At 39.1% G+C, this 16,252-nt stretch carries 19 protein-coding genes; 14 read left to right on the top strand and 5 right to left on the bottom strand.

Translation table 11 applies throughout. The annotated features are described in order from the left end of the window. Window positions 1–24 precede the first annotated feature (24 nt). Window positions 25–924, bottom strand: a complete 900-nt coding sequence (locus MKY06_RS16760) for an AraC family transcriptional regulator (protein ID WP_289916125.1) — start codon at window positions 922–924, stop codon at window positions 25–27. Between the two features lie 108 nt (window positions 925–1,032). Here MKY06_RS16760 and MKY06_RS16755 point away from each other — a divergent pair, with 108 nt between their 5' ends. Beyond that, complete coding sequence (locus MKY06_RS16755; RefSeq protein WP_098277681.1) at window positions 1,033–1,953, top strand: EamA family transporter; 921 nt, start codon at window positions 1,033–1,035, stop codon at window positions 1,951–1,953. Between the two features lie 34 nt (window positions 1,954–1,987). On the opposite strand, the gene MKY06_RS16750 is transcribed toward MKY06_RS16755, so the two are convergent. Then, the gene (locus MKY06_RS16750; protein WP_013057984.1) at window positions 1,988–2,203 is read right to left on the bottom strand and encodes a hypothetical protein; all 216 of its coding nucleotides are present in this window, start codon (window positions 2,201–2,203) and stop codon (window positions 1,988–1,990) included. A 273-nt stretch (window positions 2,204–2,476) separates the two neighbouring features. On the opposite strand from MKY06_RS16750, the gene MKY06_RS16745 reads away from it, so the two are divergent. From MKY06_RS16745 to MKY06_RS16735, 3 genes are all read left to right on the top strand, one after another. Next, a complete protein-coding gene (locus tag MKY06_RS16745; RefSeq protein WP_029322975.1) occupies window positions 2,477–3,412 on the top strand; it encodes an aldo/keto reductase in 936 nt (311 codons plus the stop codon). Between the two features lie 370 nt (window positions 3,413–3,782). Continuing rightward, on the top strand, window positions 3,783–4,166 hold the full coding sequence (locus tag MKY06_RS16740; protein ID WP_025751010.1) for a MerR family transcriptional regulator: 384 nt from the start codon (window positions 3,783–3,785) through the stop codon (window positions 4,164–4,166). Between the two features lie 20 nt (window positions 4,167–4,186). Then, entirely contained in the window at window positions 4,187–4,633 is a 447-nt protein-coding gene (locus MKY06_RS16735) for a GNAT family N-acetyltransferase (RefSeq protein ID WP_289916115.1), read from the top strand. Between the two features lie 312 nt (window positions 4,634–4,945). Here MKY06_RS16735 and MKY06_RS16730 read toward each other — a convergent pair whose 3' ends face one another. Further along, a complete protein-coding gene (locus MKY06_RS16730; RefSeq protein ID WP_013057978.1) occupies window positions 4,946–5,092 on the bottom strand; it encodes a YjcZ family sporulation protein in 147 nt (48 codons plus the stop codon). A 516-nt stretch (window positions 5,093–5,608) separates the two neighbouring features. On the opposite strand from MKY06_RS16730, the gene MKY06_RS16725 reads away from it, so the two are divergent. The 4 genes from MKY06_RS16725 (at window position 5,609) to MKY06_RS16710 (ending at window position 9,446) form a co-directional block, all read left to right on the top strand. Continuing rightward, on the top strand, window positions 5,609–5,893 hold the full coding sequence (locus MKY06_RS16725) for a hypothetical protein (protein ID WP_097812306.1): 285 nt from the start codon (window positions 5,609–5,611) through the stop codon (window positions 5,891–5,893). Between the two features lie 476 nt (window positions 5,894–6,369). After that, complete coding sequence (locus MKY06_RS16720) at window positions 6,370–7,578, top strand: NAD(P)/FAD-dependent oxidoreductase (protein WP_289916110.1); 1,209 nt, start codon at window positions 6,370–6,372, stop codon at window positions 7,576–7,578. Window positions 7,579–7,656: 78 nt separating this feature from the next. Beyond that, on the top strand, window positions 7,657–8,229 hold the full coding sequence (locus MKY06_RS16715) for a GNAT family N-acetyltransferase (protein WP_029322965.1): 573 nt from the start codon (window positions 7,657–7,659) through the stop codon (window positions 8,227–8,229). 80 nt (window positions 8,230–8,309) lie between these two features. Further along, window positions 8,310–9,446 carry a GAF domain-containing sensor histidine kinase gene (locus tag MKY06_RS16710; protein ID WP_029322963.1) on the top strand — a complete coding sequence of 379 codons (1,137 nt, stop codon included), beginning with the start codon at window positions 8,310–8,312 and terminating at the stop codon, window positions 9,444–9,446. Between the two features lie 57 nt (window positions 9,447–9,503). On the opposite strand, the gene MKY06_RS16705 is transcribed toward MKY06_RS16710, so the two are convergent. Next, window positions 9,504–10,277, bottom strand: coding sequence for a DUF2628 domain-containing protein (locus tag MKY06_RS16705; RefSeq protein WP_098277679.1), 774 nt, complete (start codon window positions 10,275–10,277; stop codon window positions 9,504–9,506). A gap of 190 nt (window positions 10,278–10,467) precedes the next feature. On the opposite strand from MKY06_RS16705, the gene MKY06_RS16700 reads away from it, so the two are divergent. From MKY06_RS16700 to MKY06_RS16675, 6 genes are all read left to right on the top strand, one after another. Next, window positions 10,468–10,812 carry a YunG family protein gene (locus MKY06_RS16700; protein WP_098277678.1) on the top strand — a complete coding sequence of 115 codons (345 nt, stop codon included), beginning with the start codon at window positions 10,468–10,470 and terminating at the stop codon, window positions 10,810–10,812. A 14-nt stretch (window positions 10,813–10,826) separates the two neighbouring features. After that, complete coding sequence (locus tag MKY06_RS16695; protein WP_029322955.1) at window positions 10,827–11,705, top strand: PhzF family phenazine biosynthesis protein; 879 nt, start codon at window positions 10,827–10,829, stop codon at window positions 11,703–11,705. A 163-nt stretch (window positions 11,706–11,868) separates the two neighbouring features. Next, complete coding sequence (locus tag MKY06_RS16690) at window positions 11,869–12,543, top strand: response regulator transcription factor (protein ID WP_029322953.1); 675 nt, start codon at window positions 11,869–11,871, stop codon at window positions 12,541–12,543. Continuing rightward, complete coding sequence (locus MKY06_RS16685) at window positions 12,540–13,922, top strand: sensor histidine kinase (RefSeq protein ID WP_013057969.1); 1,383 nt, start codon at window positions 12,540–12,542, stop codon at window positions 13,920–13,922. Before MKY06_RS16690 ends, MKY06_RS16685 begins: the two co-directional genes overlap by 4 nt. A 72-nt stretch (window positions 13,923–13,994) precedes the next feature. Then, window positions 13,995–15,080, top strand: coding sequence for an ABC transporter permease (locus MKY06_RS16680; protein ID WP_098277677.1), 1,086 nt, complete (start codon window positions 13,995–13,997; stop codon window positions 15,078–15,080). Then, window positions 15,080–15,775: an ABC transporter ATP-binding protein gene (locus MKY06_RS16675; protein WP_057273564.1), complete on the top strand. Its 696-nt coding sequence runs from the start codon at window positions 15,080–15,082 to the stop codon at window positions 15,773–15,775. The genes MKY06_RS16680 and MKY06_RS16675 overlap by 1 nt, the downstream gene beginning before the upstream one ends. A gap of 115 nt (window positions 15,776–15,890) precedes the next feature. On the opposite strand, the gene MKY06_RS16670 is transcribed toward MKY06_RS16675, so the two are convergent. Continuing rightward, entirely contained in the window at window positions 15,891–16,103 is a 213-nt protein-coding gene (locus MKY06_RS16670; RefSeq protein ID WP_064471868.1) for a hypothetical protein, read from the bottom strand. Window positions 16,104–16,252 lie beyond the last annotated feature (149 nt).

Here is a 16,252-nt window from a genome sequence, read left to right as displayed (position 1 = left end):
GCGGGGTGATTGCCCCGCCGTTTTTTAGTGATGTGATGAGATGTGCAGCTTCTTTTTTCGATACATGAGCGGAGTCATCTTCATTTCTTTTCGAAACTGATTAATAAAATAGCTTGTACTATTAAACCCTACTTGATAGGCGACTTCCGTCACATTTGCTTCTGCTTGCTGCAGCATAACTAAGCTTTGCTGAATTCGATAGTTTAATACATAGGTCAAAGGCGATTTTTTTAACATTTTCTTAAAATATCGACAGCATTCAGAACGGCTCAATTGTCCGGCTTTGGCAATATCATCGAGCGTAATCTTTTCAGCAAAGTGCAAATGAATCCAATTGAGCATTTGCTTCATCCGCTGATTTTTGATCATTTCTTTTTCATTGTATTTCAGCTGCAACCCGTTAAAAATTAAATTTTTCCACAGTATGCTGAGTTCAGAGGCAATCTCTATTTCATAGTGGTGTGGCTGCTTATGAATCCATGTGTGTATCTTATGTATAGACTCTAACACGTTATTTCCCCAGGCTTGCTTTGGACTGATGAATAGATGTGATAGATTCGTTGCATGAATGTAGGGATAAACGTAATTTGTAAAAAGCTCTTGCGGCACAAGAAAATGAGGAGAAACATTTAAACAAATGTACACGCAGCCGGATTTGTTTATATCTTCAGTCATATGAAGACATCCGCTGTTAATAAACAGTCCGTAGCCTTGTTTTACAGTCACGGTTTTTTCATTTATTTGAAAAGACGCATCACCTTTTATAACGAATACAAATTGAAGCTCATCATGCCAGTGAAGAGGGATGTAGCCGTTTATGTGATCGCCGATCGTCGTTTGATAACATGCTACTGGTAGCTCAACGGTGCGATGGGTCGTTAGCTCTTTTAAGTTTTCATCAATTTTAAAATGGGCTGCTGGCATACATGGTCACCTCAATATATTTATATTTTTTAATGCAATATGCGTATTTTCCGCCCCGTTTTTCACTTATTATAACACTATTCTTATAATAAAAGTGAGGGATGAAAGATGAACGATCTCAGCAGAAAAAAAGGGTTCTTCTTTGTAACAACTGGAGCTATATGTTGGGGGATGGGAGGAACGGTTGCTCAAAAGCTTTTTCAAGAATTTGAAATCAGTGTAGACTGGCTTGTTTCAGTACGGCTGCTCATTGCGGGTTTTTTGCTGCTAATGATTTCATGTATAAAAAGTAATCGTTCTCACATACTTGGAGTATGGAAGAACCGAAAGTCAGCTTTTCAGCTCGTCGTTTTTGCCATAGTTGGTATGCTTGCCGTTCAGTATACGTATATGGCTTCTATTAAGCATGGAAATGCAGCAGTAGCTACGCTGCTGCAGTATTTATCACCGGTGATGATTATCATCTATTTGCTTTTGCGCAAGCAGTCTATATTTACGCGACAAGACGTCATCACTGTTTTGCTGGCACTGGGGGGCTGCTTTTTTTTATTAACAAACGGCTCTATTTCTCAGCTGTCTGTTCCTGTATCTGCCGTTGTTTGGGGAGTGCTGTCAGGCGTAGCGGCTGCTTTTTATACGCTGTATGCGGTGCCGCTGATTAAAAAGTACAGTTCGCTTGTCATCGTTGGCTGGTCAATGGTAATTGGGGGAAGCGTAATGAGCTTTATTCATCCTCCTTGGGAAGCGTCAAGCTTATCACCAATAACCTGCGGATATATTTTATTTGTCATTATTTTTGGCACGATGCTTGCTTTTTGGTTTTATGTAGAAAGCCTGCAAAGTCTTTTACCTAAAGAAACGAGTTTGCTTGGAAGTTTAGAGCCTTTAGCCGCTGTTATTACAACCGTTGTTTGGCTGAAAGAGCCTTTTGGTTTTTATCAATGGATTGGCACAGCTTTTATTATTGGATTAGTTCTATTACTCACACGAACGAAACAAACATCTTCTGAGACGACACTTTCAGCATAAATGGGGGCTTGCTAAAAGAAGAAGCAAAAAAATGTCACTTTGCCGCCGAATCTGTAGAAACTCGTTTGACTTTTAAAATCTTTACATATTGAATAAACACTCTTTCTTTTGTAGAGACATTTAATTTAGCAAGTCTTGATGCGTCATCTCGGTTTTTAGCAGATTCTATCACAAAAGTTCCTTTGATTTTGGCTTCATCTTTTAGAACGGAATACTGTATTTCAAATCGTTTTGCTTTCGTTTTCTGCATAGTGATTGATAAGCTCCTTTGCCTGATAGATTAATGTATTGCTATGAAATAAGCTTCGATAAAAAGGAAGAAAACAACGTAACATATACTACTAAATGAAATGCACAGCGGCAGTGACTTTTATCACACCACAACCTAGTATTTCATCTTTTTACCAAAAAAGATAGGGTGTTTTACCGTCGTTGCTTATAAAATCTTTTATTCTTTCTGCTTGACCTAGAGTTAACTCTATGGTTTATCTTGTAGTAGTATCATTTCAAGGAGGGGCTTTATATGAAGTATCATACAATTGCTAATACTGACTTACACGTATCAAATTTAATTATGGGAAATATGCGTTTAACAGAGCTTTCTTTACAAGAAGCAGAGAAGCTAATCCGCACAGCGATGGAAGAAGAAATTAACTTTTTTGACCATGCTGATATTTACGGTCCTGATTATGTAGGACAATGCGAAGAGTATTTTGCAAACGCTATACAAATGAATTCAAGTCTTCGTGAGAAAATGGTGATTCAAAGTAAATGCGGCATTAACTCAGTGAAAAATTACTATGACTTTTCAAAGAAGCATATTATAGACTCTGTTAACGGCAGCTTAGAGCGTTTGAAAACAGATTACTTAGATCTTTTATTACTTCATCGCCCAGATCCGCTAATGGATCCTGAAGAAGTAGCAGAAGCGTTTAATGAGCTTCAAAGCAGCGGAAAGGTACGTCACTTTGGTGTGTCGAACCACAACCCAGCGCAAATTCAGCTGCTTGAAAAATACATCGGCCAAAAGCTTGTCGTAAACCAAGTGCAGTTCAGCATCGCACATACGCCAATCATTGACTCTGGTATTTCTTTAAATATGGGCATCGACCAAGCTGTGAACCGCGACAGCAGCGTGCTTGAATATTGCCGTTTAAATGATATAACGCTTCAAGCGTGGTCGCCATTCCAAAACGGATTTTTCGAAGGACCTTTCCTAGGCGATAAAGAGAAATTTGGAAAGCTAAACGAAGTGATTGATCGTATCGCAAGTAAATATAGCGTGACGAATACAGCGATTGCCGTTGCGTGGATCACAACTCATCCTGCAAATATTCAAGTAGTGCTTGGTACTACAAATATTCAGCGTATGAAAGATGCAAGTAAAGGTTCAGAAATCAAGTTAACGCGCGAAGAGTGGTACGATATTTATAAAGCCGCTGGCAACATGGTGCCTTAAGCGCTGCAGTTCTTAAAATAAAGCAGGTAACTCCGTTCGGATATGGAACGGAGTTACCTGCGTTTTACGATAAGTAACTACTGGTTAAGCTAGAAAAAGATTTAGCAGTAGCTCAATTATTTTTGTGACGCCAAGACCTAACAAAAAGGCAATAAAACCGCCAATTACAATGGTAAGCATCATGCGAGCAGTATTCATCGTATTCATCCTTTCAGGTTTAAATATATGTTGCTTGCTGCTTGTACAAAAAATCTGCAGCATAAAGAGCTCAATGAAGAAGACTATAAAAGAATAAACCCTCGAGATAACTAGAGGTCAAGACAAACTCATCATGTTTTTCTGAGAAGTTTAAGGTGTAGGAGGAAGCAGTATGACGTATACCATTTCACAAGTTGCAAAGAAATTGAACGTGACAATTTATACCATTCGCTATTATGATAAAGAAGGGCTTTTTCCATTTTTAGATCGTACAGCGTCAGGGAATCGTATTTTTAAAGAACAAGATATTGAATGGATTGATTTAATTTGCTGCTTAAAAAGCACAGGTATGCAAATCAAGGACATTCGGACGCTTATTGAAAACTGTACGCTTGAAAATGCCGTGCTTGATAAAAGTCTGCAAATGCTGATGGATCATAAAAAAGCGGTACAAAAAGAAATCGAAGAAATCCATCACAAGCTTGAGACGATTGATTATAAAATTAAGCACCTGCCGGAAATGTACGAGCGAATTGTTAACAAGCCTTCAAACTAAACAAAAAAGGAAGCATAAAAATGATCGAAAAAGTAGTACCTCTCACTGGAGAGAATATGCAGCAGTGCATTAACTTGTATATGAATGTATTTACAAAAAAACCTTGGAATGAGCCTTGGACAGAGAAATCAGCTAGAGAAAGGCTGACTGATTTACTGAACACACCTAAATTTATAGGTTATTTATTTTATGACCAAGGAGATTTGATTGGAATGATTGCAGGTCACGCGAAAAAATCATACAGCGGTATGACCTTTTACGTGGCCGAGCTTTGCGTCAGCGCAAGCGTGCAAGGAAAAGGATATGGTTCAGCTATCTTAAGCCGGTTTGAGAATGAACTTCAAAGACACAATATCAACAGCTTGTATCTCTTGACGGCGACTGGAGGAGCTGCACAGGCGTTTTATGAAAGAAACGGCTATACTGTAAATGATCAGCGCGTTGTCTTGAAAAAAACGTTTGTTTAATGTTTAGCATCTACATAGAGCAGGAAGAGAGTTGCGGAGTGACTCTCTTTTTAATTAATCTTTTTATCTTCTATTAATATGTAGAAGAAAAGGAACTATGAACAAGAAAAATAAGATGATGGGAAGAAGTAGACAAGAAACGGCAGATTAAAAAATCCATTTTTTTACGTTAGTCTTATTATTATCCGGTTCATAAGCACATTTAAAAACAGTGCCCATTATGTGGACACTGCTTTTTCATAATAAAGTGGAAAGCTAGCTTTTGGTAAAAAAATTAGTGGAAATGAAGCTGTTCATCATTATTTCTAATGATTAGCAACCGCCAAATCCTCCCCAGCAAGCACAGCCGATGATGATTAATAAAATGAATAATACGATGATTAAAGCAAAGCCACTGCCAAACCCGCAGCCGCCGCCGTAACCGTAACCGCCATAACCACAGCCACCATAGAAGCCCATATATTTCACCTCCAAGTTCTGAGTACATTTTTAACATATGCCTGAAATGCAAAAGTGCTCCAAAAATATCCAATGATTTCAATGAAAATAAAAAAAGATAAGAAAATAGGATGGACACGGTACTTTTTTTCACTTTCTACATAGGATGAATCATCCCAAGATCTCATATATGAGCCCCCATGTTATAACGAAGCAGGCTAATACCACTTCCTCCTTAGCCTGCGTACATAATGAAAAAGAAGCCGAAGAATTTTTTCTTCGGCTTCTTATTTTTTACTATGAAATAAACACGTTAGTACTTTCCGTATACCATTCTAAGTCAGGATCCGCTTCTTTTTGTATGTATTAGGTACTAAAGAGAAATCAAGCTCATTTTCATATAAATCTAGTAATTTGCTTTTTTTCGTAATTCTTTTCCCTTATTTTCAGCATAACCAAGATATTTGCCTAAGACAGCGAATAGGTAAATGCATATTCATGAGTGAAAGCAAAAACAAAAAAACGGAGGTTTCTCTTATGAATTCAGAAATGCATTTTTTACCTACTATGTATTCTCAAGATCATCATCAACTTCAACACGCAGATGAAAGGTTTATTGGCAGACCGTTTGGTTTCGGACGCCCGTTTGGCTTTGGCAGACCATTCGGCTTTGGCTTTGGGGGTCCATTTTTAGGAGGATTAGCAGGAGGGCTAGTAGCAGGCTCACTGTTATCACCATACGGCTATGGTGGCTACGGCTACGGTTACGGTGGTTATCCGTATGGCGGTTACGGCGGCTACGGCTTTGGCTGCGGCTGTTAAACGCAAGTAAAAGAAAAATCTCAGAAGAAGTATTTTTTACATCATTCTTTTCTATAAAGAAGTCTGTTTTGGAACGTAAGGCTTTATATCCATCCGCAGTTAATCAGAGCGTGCACCCCACTTAATATAAAAAACCATCTGGTGATTTTCCAGGTGGCTTTTGCGTGGAGTTTTTTATGTAGTGAAGAAGTTATATATTTACGCACTTACTGGAGGTCTGTGTCTAAAGCAGAAGATCACAACATGATGTTTATCAATACTTTAGTCGTCCACTTTATATGCTCATGGTATTAAGAGTCATGATTAATTCTATTGTATAGAAGATTAGTTTAATGAATGGCTTCTTTAATCACTTGACCTCTACGTTAATAACCTGCTTACTACTCTCGAAAAGCTTAACCCACATACTTTCATCCTGCTGCATGCAAAAATTAGCTTATATTGGGCATAATACAGAGAAGAAAGGAGGCGTTTGCATGGATTTATTATCTGGAAACCCTTATTGGCAGACAACTGTAGCGAAGCCGCCTGTATACCCATCTCTAGAGGAAGATATTGAGTGCGATGTTCTTATTATTGGAGGAGGAAGTTCAGGTGCACAATGTGCTTACTATTTATGTGAGCAGGGACTTGATGTTGTGGTTGTTGATAAACGTAAAGCAGGGCATGGAAGTACAATTGTAAATACCTCTCTTATTCAATATTTAGGAGATAAATTGTTTTACGAATTAGTCAACACGTTTGGAGAAGAAAAAACAGTCCGTCATTATAAGCTGTGCGAACAGGCTATTACAGATATTGAGGAAGCAGCTAAAAAGCTTCCGATTAATGCAGAATTTATAAGAAGAGACAGCTTGTATTATGCAAGTTATGAAGAAGATATCACGAAGATAAATAAAGACTATTTTTATATGCAAAAGCATGGATTTGAAGCTGAAATCTTATCAGAAGACCAAATTGAAAAAGACTATGGATTTAAAAAACGAATGGCAATGCTTATTAAAAATGATGCAGAGCTGAACCCTTACAGCTTTACACTCGGTCTGTTAGAGTATGGAAAACAGCATGGGGTTCGGATGTTTGAAGAAACAGAAATTGTCGGTCAAAAGTTAGAAAAAGATGAAGCTGTATTTTTCACTAAAAATAAATCACAAATCAAGGCTAAATATGTCATTATGGCAGGAGGCTATGAAAATCAAGAATTTAAGAGAGAGAAAAAAGCTGTACTCACAAGTTCCTATGCTATCGTTACGACTCCTGTAAAGGATTTTACAGGATGGAAAAATCAAAATTTAATTTGGGAAACCGCTCGACCGTATATTTACATGAGAACAACTTCCGATAATCGGGTCATTATAGGCGGTCTTGATGAAAACACGATTGTGCCGCAAGAACGTGATGCCAAACTCGTTCATAAAAGAGACAAACTTTTAAAAGAGTTCAATAAGCTTTTTCCTCATCTTCAAGTTGAAGCTGATTATTACATAAGCGCTTATTACGGAGGCACTCATGACGGGCTTCCCCTTATCGGAATATATGACGAAATGCCTAACTGTTACTTTCTAAGCGGATATGGAGATAACGGAACGGTGTATAATATGGTGCTAGCTAAAATCATAGCAGAACATATTACAACGAAGAAAAGCAGTGATTTAGAACTTTACATTCAAACGAGAAAAGTTTAATATGTGAGAAAATGGAAGGTTTTTAAAAAAGCCTTCTTTTTTTTACATATATTTCTTGAAGTAGAGGAGAGACATAGTATGATAGAGGGTCACTCTATTTATTTACGCCCGTTAACTGTCAGCGATGCGCATGACAGCCTTCGGTTACAAAAGGACAATCGCGGCTTTTTTGAACAGTTTTCTATGATTCGAGAGCATTCTTTTTATACGTTGGAAAGCCAAGTAGAAAAAATTCAGCGTCATGAAGAGAATAGGAAAAACGATGAAGAATACTATTTTGGTCTTTTTCACAAAGAGAATAATAAGTTGATTGGCACCATTAGTCTTTTTCAAGTGCTGCGCGGATCTTTACAAAGCGCGTTTATCGGCTATTTTCTAGATCAGCATCATAATGGAAAAGGGTACGCAACAGAAGCTGTAAAAGTACTTGTTGGCTATGCGTTTGAAGAGCTGCATCTTCACCGCATTGAAGCCGGCGTCATGCCACGTAATTTGCCTTCTCAGCGCGTACTCGAAAAAGCAGGGTTTCATAGGGAAGGAATTGCTAGAAAAAATGTAAATATTAATGGCATATGGGAAGACCATCAAGTCTTGGCTATCCTTAACCCTAATGATGAAATAGAAGAAATAAACGAGTTCTTAAAATTTTGATATACGTTTTTACATTTAAAATTTATAATGAGAATAAGAGAATAGAACAGTCTATATTTAAATAGTAGGTGACTAAGGTAATGGAAGAGAGGAACATCAATGAAAAAGCCGTTTGGGATGTATTGCAGATGGCTAGCGAAGTAGTCGGAAGCAGGACGCTGTTTGTAGGGATTTTCGACGAACAATTTTCAGTTATGAAAGCCTTTAATAAAGAAGGGGGCAGCCTTGTAGAGGATGGACTGACGCTGCCGTTAGAGCTTGCGGTATGCAACTTAGTCACGTGTGATGAACCCCTTGTTATTCCCAATACAATACGCGATGTTAGAACGTCTAATTTAGCCATCATTGATGGTGCTCGGGTAGGTTCTTATTTAGGAACACCTATCGTGCTAGAAGACGGGAGAATGTTTGGTACCTTATGCGCGGTCGATCCGGATCCTTATCAGTTTAGCGAAAGTGAAATTCAAGGGTTAAACCGGCTGGCTGGTATTTTGTCTCATATTATTTATAAAAATCAAGCGGCTGTTTTGCCGAAAATTGAAGAGAAAATTCTGCAGCTTGATAAACTGGCGCTCGTAGGGCAGCTAGCAGCAGGGTTAGCGCATGAGATTCGAAACCCGATGCAGTCGGTGCGCGGCTTTATCCAATTTCTATTTAATGAAAATGAACAGGCAGAGCCTTTTCAAAAAATTGTTCTTGATGAACTGGATCGTATGAATGAACTCATTAACAACTTCTTGCTTGTTACGCAGCCAACAGCGCCTAAAAAAGAAATCGTATCGATTGTAGAAGTTATTCATGATACCGTTGCTTTCTTGAAAAGTGAAGCTGCGCTGTATAATGTCGAAATGAACGTAAGAATAGAAGGAGCCATTCCGCTTGTATCAATCGATCCTGCTCAAATGAGACAAGTGTTTATGAATCTTTTGAAAAACGCCATTGAAGCAATGGAGAAAAAGAAACGCGGCGAAGTAAATCTTATTATCAAAGAATGGGAAGGTTGGGCTCTTATTGACATTCAAGATACCGGCTCTGGCATTCCGCTATCCATTATTAATAAAGTAGGAAATCCATTTTTCTCAACAAAAGATGGAACAGGCATGGGGCTAGGGCTTTCTATTTGTAAAACGATCATCAACGAGCATAACGGTAAGCTTGCGATTGAAAGTGATGAGAACGGGACGGTAGTGACGGTGAAGCTGCCTTTGACGCTTTAAGATAAAACAAAAAAGAAAGGAGAGCAAGCACTCATCCTTTCTTTTTTGCTGACCTTTTTAATATGCTGAACTGTCTTCAATCCAATATTCATAGTCTTCCGCATCTTTTTTATTTAACTTTTTGCCGTTGATGTAAATTTTGTCCCATTCGTAAATTTGTTTATCCAAATAAACGTTAAACACAATGCGTACATGCTCTTTTTCTGTATAATCGTAGCCGGTAAATTGTACAACATGATGACGGCCTTCTTTTTTAATATAGTTCCATTTTGGATGATCGTTGTACGTTTCAAGCGTAATTGCTTCGTCGCCGTAGCGAACTACATCTTTAATATTTGTTTTTGTTGGTAAAAATGATAATCCCGCTCCGACTCCAAAAGTAATTACAAGCACCAAGATGCTTAAACCAATAGCAATTCCGATGTGAGTGCCGCCTTTTATTTGCAGATAAGCTTCTTTCCGCTGCTCCGGCTGAGCTTCGGCTCGAGCTAACACGTTTTTAACATGCTTATAATACCAGCGGTTTGCACATAGCCCTGTAATAAGTGAAGCGCCGCCGAACACAATTGCATCGGACCACTCTGGTATGTCTACAAAGCACAAAAGGGAAAACCAAATTACTTCAATAAGCGATAAAATAAAAAAGTGCTTATACATTTTTCGGTATGCAAACCAAGCGCTTGCCAGAAAAAAGGCTGCCCAGTTCCACGTGTTGTTTTTAGCTGGATTGGCTGTTTTTCCCCATTTTAAATCATAATACGACGTATTCGTTCGAACTACTTTATGCTCTTCTTCAAAAGAAACGAGTTCATTTACTGCTTGTTCTTCCATTTAAAACACCTTTCGTTGGTTATAATCTATCATCTAAAATGACTCTATTATTATACATTATTTCTATTATTTTTCTATTCTTCCTTAAATTATTTTTAAAGTAAGAATATTTGTGCTATGGGTTTTTCAACAAGAAGTTTCATAAAAAAGAATAATATGGTAGATTTGAAGAAAAAGGAGCTGCTTGAGCATGAATCATTTAAAGAAAGCCCTGCACCAATCGTGGTCAATTCATTCAAGCACGAAGTGGACGGCTGATAATCCTTCTAAGGGACAGTGCGGCGTAACGGCCCTTGTCGTTCAAGATCTAAAAGGAGGATATATTTTAAAAACTCCGTGTAAAGAAGGCTGGCATTTCTATAATCAGCTTGATGGACAGCGCTGTGATTTTACACAAGAACAATTTCGCGAGCCTCTCCATTATGCAGACATTTTATCCAGTCGGGAAGAAGCGTTTATGGATACGAATAAGGAGCAATATGAGGCTTTAAAGAAAAACGTAATGACCTATTTTACACATGAAAATTTGCTTTAGAAAGGAACACATAAATGAAAAGTATTCAGTATTCCATTGTTGATGTATTTGCACAGAGAAAATATACGGGAAATCAGCTCGCAGTTTTTAAAGACGCAGGAAACCTTTCAGACAAAGAGATGCAGCAAATAGCTAAAGAAATTAATTTCTCTGAAACGACGTTTATTACGTCTTCTTCTGCAAAAGGGGAATATAACGTGCGAATTTTTACGCCTAATGAAGAAGTGCCATTTGCAGGACATCCGACGCTCGGAACCGCTTATGTTATCCGAGAAGAACTAGAAGAAAAAGATACAGAGGAGCTTATTCTTCATTATAAAGCAGGTCCTACGCCCGTTACATACGATGAACCAAAAGATGTGCTGTGGATGACACAAGGTCAGCCGACGTTTGGGAAAGTGCTTGATAAAAAGCGAGTGGCGGACGTGTTAAACCTTGATAAAGCTTATATCGACACGCGTTTTCCTGTTCAAGAAGTATCCACCGGTCTGCCGGTTATCCTTGTCCCGTTAACATCATTAGAAGCAGCTAAAGAGATAAACGTGGACAAAGAAAAATATTTCAAACTGATAGAAGACACGGAAGCAAAAGCAATTATGGTATTTTCACCGGAAACCTATCACCAAGATCATCACTTAAACGTACGAGATTTTGCCGACTACTACGGTGTTCCAGAAGATGCGGCAACCGGCAGCGCCAACGGCTGTTTAGCAGCATATTTAGTTAAATGCGGCTATTTTAATCAACCAGCTATTGATATACGTATAGAACAAGGATACGAAATAGGAAGACCTTCACTGCTGTATGTAAAAGCTAGTTATGACGGAGAGAAATTTCACATTCAAGTAGGCGGAAAAGTAGAGATGATTGCGCGCGGTGAATGGATTTTGTAACAAGCTGTTCATCTGCTGTTCACAATAAGTTCTTATCCTAATAAAAACGCAATAGGACCACGGCGTTTGGTTACACTAGTAAACAGATAGATACTGAAAGAATAAATAATGGCGGCCAAAAGGCCGCCATTTTAAATGGTTGATAAAAGGAGTGGCAGAAGAAATGATTCACATTTTACTGGCGGATGACGATGAGCATATGCGGCAATTAGTTCGTCACTATTTGCAGCTTGAAGGCTATGTGGTGCATGAAGCAGAAGACGGTGAGGAAGCTTCGGGTCTGCTTGCTAAGCAGCACATTCATTTAGCGGTTGTCGATATTATGATGCCTCATAAAGACGGGTATGAAGTTTGCGAAGAAATACGCAGCTATTATGATTTTCCCATTATTTTATTAACGGCAAAAGATCAGCTGGAAGACAAAGAAAAAGGCTTTTTAGCAGGAACAGATGACTATGTGACAAAACCGTTTGAACCAAAAGAATTGATTTTCCGAATCAAAGCCCTGCTTCGCCGGTACGAAGTGGTAAATGAAAAAATGATCGTGCTGAACAACACCTCTATCGACCGAAAAAGCTATGAAGTGCACTGCAGCGGGCGACTGTTAATTCTTCCAATGAAAGAATTTGAATTATTAGCTCAGCTTGCGAGCTATCCAGGAAGAATTTTCACAAGAGAAGAATTAATTCATCTGATATGGGGAGCGGATTTTAACGGAGATAACCGCACAATCGATGTACACGTAAAAAGGCTGCGCGAAAGGTTTGAACATACCGATGATTTTGTCATTACGACGGTTCGAGGAGTCGGCTATAAGCTTGAGGTGAAGGCAAAATGAAGACGCTCTATTTGCGGATTGTCCTGACGACCATCGCTGTAATGGTATTTAGCAGTCTCCTAGCGTTTATTTTAGCAAACGTTTATTATCAGTACAGCTTAAAACCTTATAACGATCAAAAGCTTACGCGTATGGCAAAAGACATTGCGAGCTTTTACGAAAGCAATAGGGGCGTGGATCAACAAGCTTATTTACAGCATATTAGTAAATTAGGCTATCAAATATATGTGGTGGACAGCAGCGGACATGAGACGTTTTACGGACGGGAATTTAGAAATCAGCGCTTAGAAAAGAGTGCTGTCAAACAAGTACTGGACGGAAAAATGTATCACGGAATTGCAAACTTTCCTTCACAGGTGTTTGTGACGGGATTTTTTGATAATGAGTTAGCCAATACCATCGGCGTGCCGTTAAAAGGAGAAAGTAATAAGCAGCAAGCGCTGTTTATCCGCCCTGATATTCAGCTGCAGTTCGGGGAAATGCGCATTTTTTTCTCGGTTATTTTACTGGTGATGATTATATTAAGTATTTTATTTGTACTTATTAGTACGCGTTATTTAGTAAAACCAATTGTCAAGCTAACGGAAGCGACAAAACAAGTGGCAAAAGGAAAATACAACGTCGAGCTGTACGTAAAGCGCCGAGACGAAATCGGCGCGCTTGCTTCACACTTTTCCGAGATGGCTAAAAGTTTAGAGCAGCTTGAAGAGATGCGCCAAGAATTTGTATCCAACGTGTCGCATGAAATTCAGTCTCCGCTGGCATCCATTCAAGGGTTTTCGAAAACGCTCCGTTCTGCACATCTTTCTGATGAACAAAGAAATGAGTATCTGTCTATTATTGAAGAAGAAAGCCGGCGCATGTCGTCGCTCAGCAAACAACTGCTTACGCTTGCTTCACTTGATAAAGAAAGTCAGAATATCGACAAAATCCCGTTTGATGTTGCAGCTCAAATCAAGCAAGTGCTGTTTATGACAGAGTGGAGCTGGCGTGAAAAAGAGTTAGCTATTGAAATGGATCTTCCTTCAACGATGATTTCAGGCGATCAAAAACTGCTTCATCAAGTGTGGACAAACTTGATTACAAACAGCGTAAAGTTTACGGAAGAAGGAGGGACGCTGTCTCTTCGCGTGCAGATGGAAGACACGCATTGCCACGTTGAATTTCAAGATACGGGAATCGGCATGTCAAAAGAAAGCCTCCCGCATATTTTTAATCGTTTTTATAAAGAAGATAAAGCAAGAAGCCGGACGGAAGGAAGCAGCGGTCTTGGTTTAGCGATTGTGAAGCAAATTGTCGAAATGCACGGAGGTTCCATTCACGTTGAAAGTGAAAAAGGAAAAGGCAGCACCTTTCACGTTTATCTTCCGAAAATGTAATGAGCCGTTCATCTTCCATTCATTTTTTATTTTTATACTTTAAATAGAATTAAAAAAGGAGATGAAAGAAAGATGTTTTTGGCTTTACGTGAATTGAAACATGCGAAGCTGCGCTACTTACTCATTGGCGTGATTATGGTGTTAATTGTATGGCTTGTGCTTTTTGTATCAGGCTTAGCAAAGGGGCTTTCCTCTGACAATGCTTCAGCTGTTCAAGAAATGAAAGGAAATTACGTTGTGCTTCAAAAAGAAGCGGATCAGCGCCTGACGCGCTCTGTTTTATCCGCAAACAAAACAGAAGATATTCAACAACTAAGCGGCAAGAAAAATGCTGAGCCGCTTGGTGTGATGATGACAGCCGTTATAAATGAAGGAAAACAGAAAAAAATAGACGCCTCGTTTTTTGCCATAAGCACAAGCGGCTTTTTAGCTCCGAACGTAATAGAAGGGAAGATGATTACGGACGATGCGAAACATGAAGCCGTGGCGGACTCTTCGCTAAAAGAAGAAGGAGTAAAGCTAGGTGATACGATAAAAGATACGGCTTCAGGAAAAAGCTTTACAATTGTTGGTTTTACAAAAAATCAGTCGTTTAGTCACGCGCCTGTTATTCATATTAATCTTACAGAGTGGAAGACAATTGAAAGCACAGGTGCCTTTAATGCAGTGGTGTTAAACATGAACGATAAAAAAGCGCATGCTCTTCAAAAAAAGGGGTCTAACATTGACGTGATTAGTAAAGATGAAGCGTTAAAGGGTATTCCTGGCTATCAAGAAGAACAAGGCTCGCTTTTAATGATGATCGCGTTTCTGTTTATCATTGGAGCTTTTGTATTAGCCGTTTTTTTCTACGTGATGACGCTTCAAAAAATGAATCAGTTTGGGGTGTTAAAAGCGATAGGAGCAAAAACAAGTTATTTAGCGCGGACGATTTTATCTCAAGTGGTTGTGTTAACTTTATGTAGTCTCGCTATTAGTATTGGACTGACATACGGAGTAGCTGCCATTTTGCCCGATTCGCTGCCATTTTACTTGGATTTATCGCTAATCGCAGGCTGTTCAGCGCTGTTTGTAGCTGTTTCTGTACTGAGTTCATTATTGTCGCTGTATCGCGTAGCAAAAGTAGATGCGGTTGAAGCGATTGGGAGGGCCGTTTAATGAGTGAAGAAAAATTAGTTTTAGAGAATGTTAGCAAGTCGTTTGGAGAAGGAGAAAACGCTGTAGTCGTGTTAAATGACCTATCGCTGCGTGTAAAAGCCGGAGAGCTTGTGGCGATTGTCGGTCCTTCAGGTTCTGGGAAAAGTACCTTTTTATCTATTGCAGGGGCGCTGCTTTCACCGTCTAGCGGACGTGTAATTATTGATGGAGACGAGATTAATAAAATGTCTCCCGGGCAAATGAACAGCATCCGCTTGAAGAAAATCGGCTTTATCTTTCAATCAGCTAATTTAATTCCGTATTTAACGGTTCGCGATCAGCTTCTTCTTGTAACGGAACTAGAAGGAAATCGAAATAAAGAAGCGAAAAAAAGAGCGGATGATTTGCTTGAAAAACTAGGGCTTGCTCATCGAAAACATCACTACCCTGAAAGTCTATCCGGCGGAGAGCGTCAGCGGGTAGCGATTGCAAGAGCGTGGATGAATAACCCTGAAATTATCTTTGCAGACGAGCCTACAGCAAGCTTGGATTCAGAGCGAGGAAGAGCAGTCGTGCAAATGCTCGCAGATGAAGTGAAGCTAAGGGGCAAGTCAGCTGTAATGGTTACCCATGATCAAAGAATGCTGGATTTATGCGATCGCGTTGTGTGGATGGAAGATGGGAAATTAGTAGAATCAAATAGCGTGCAAGTCTAAAAAAGTGCTGCTCTTGTCAAGAGCAGCACTTTTTTTATGGTATAAAATTAAGCGATGGAGGCGTACTTTCTTGTTCTTCGTTAAATAAGTTAATCTCTCCTGCCGTTTCCAAACCTTAGCCTGCCGTTTTTAATGACGTTCCAGCAATTTCATTTTTCTGTCCCTGAAGCATCACTTCATCACTTGGCTCTCCTAGCTGCTGAAAAATTCCGGTCGTATGAATAATTTGACCAATCGTTTGAAGCACAATTCCCGATACGACTTGTTTGTCTCCAGGAGTTGGTCGTTCATTAAGAGAAAAGAGATTTGCAGCTCCAATCAGCTCCATAATTTGACCGATTGTTTTTAAAGAATTTCCTGCAGCAATTAGCTCTTCAAAACTTACTTTGCTTTCTTCATTATGGGTATATTTGTCATCTTAATTTGGCGCCTCCATACGTTCACTCCTTTGTTAGTAGATGGGTTAGTTATTCATAT

The sequence above is a fragment of the Priestia sp. FSL P4-0332 genome (genome assembly GCF_038005845.1).
Lineage (GTDB): Bacteria > Bacillota > Bacilli > Bacillales > Bacillaceae_H > Priestia.
The sequence above is the reverse complement of the archived record's forward strand: the minus strand, read 5'-3'. Positions and strand labels throughout refer to the sequence as shown.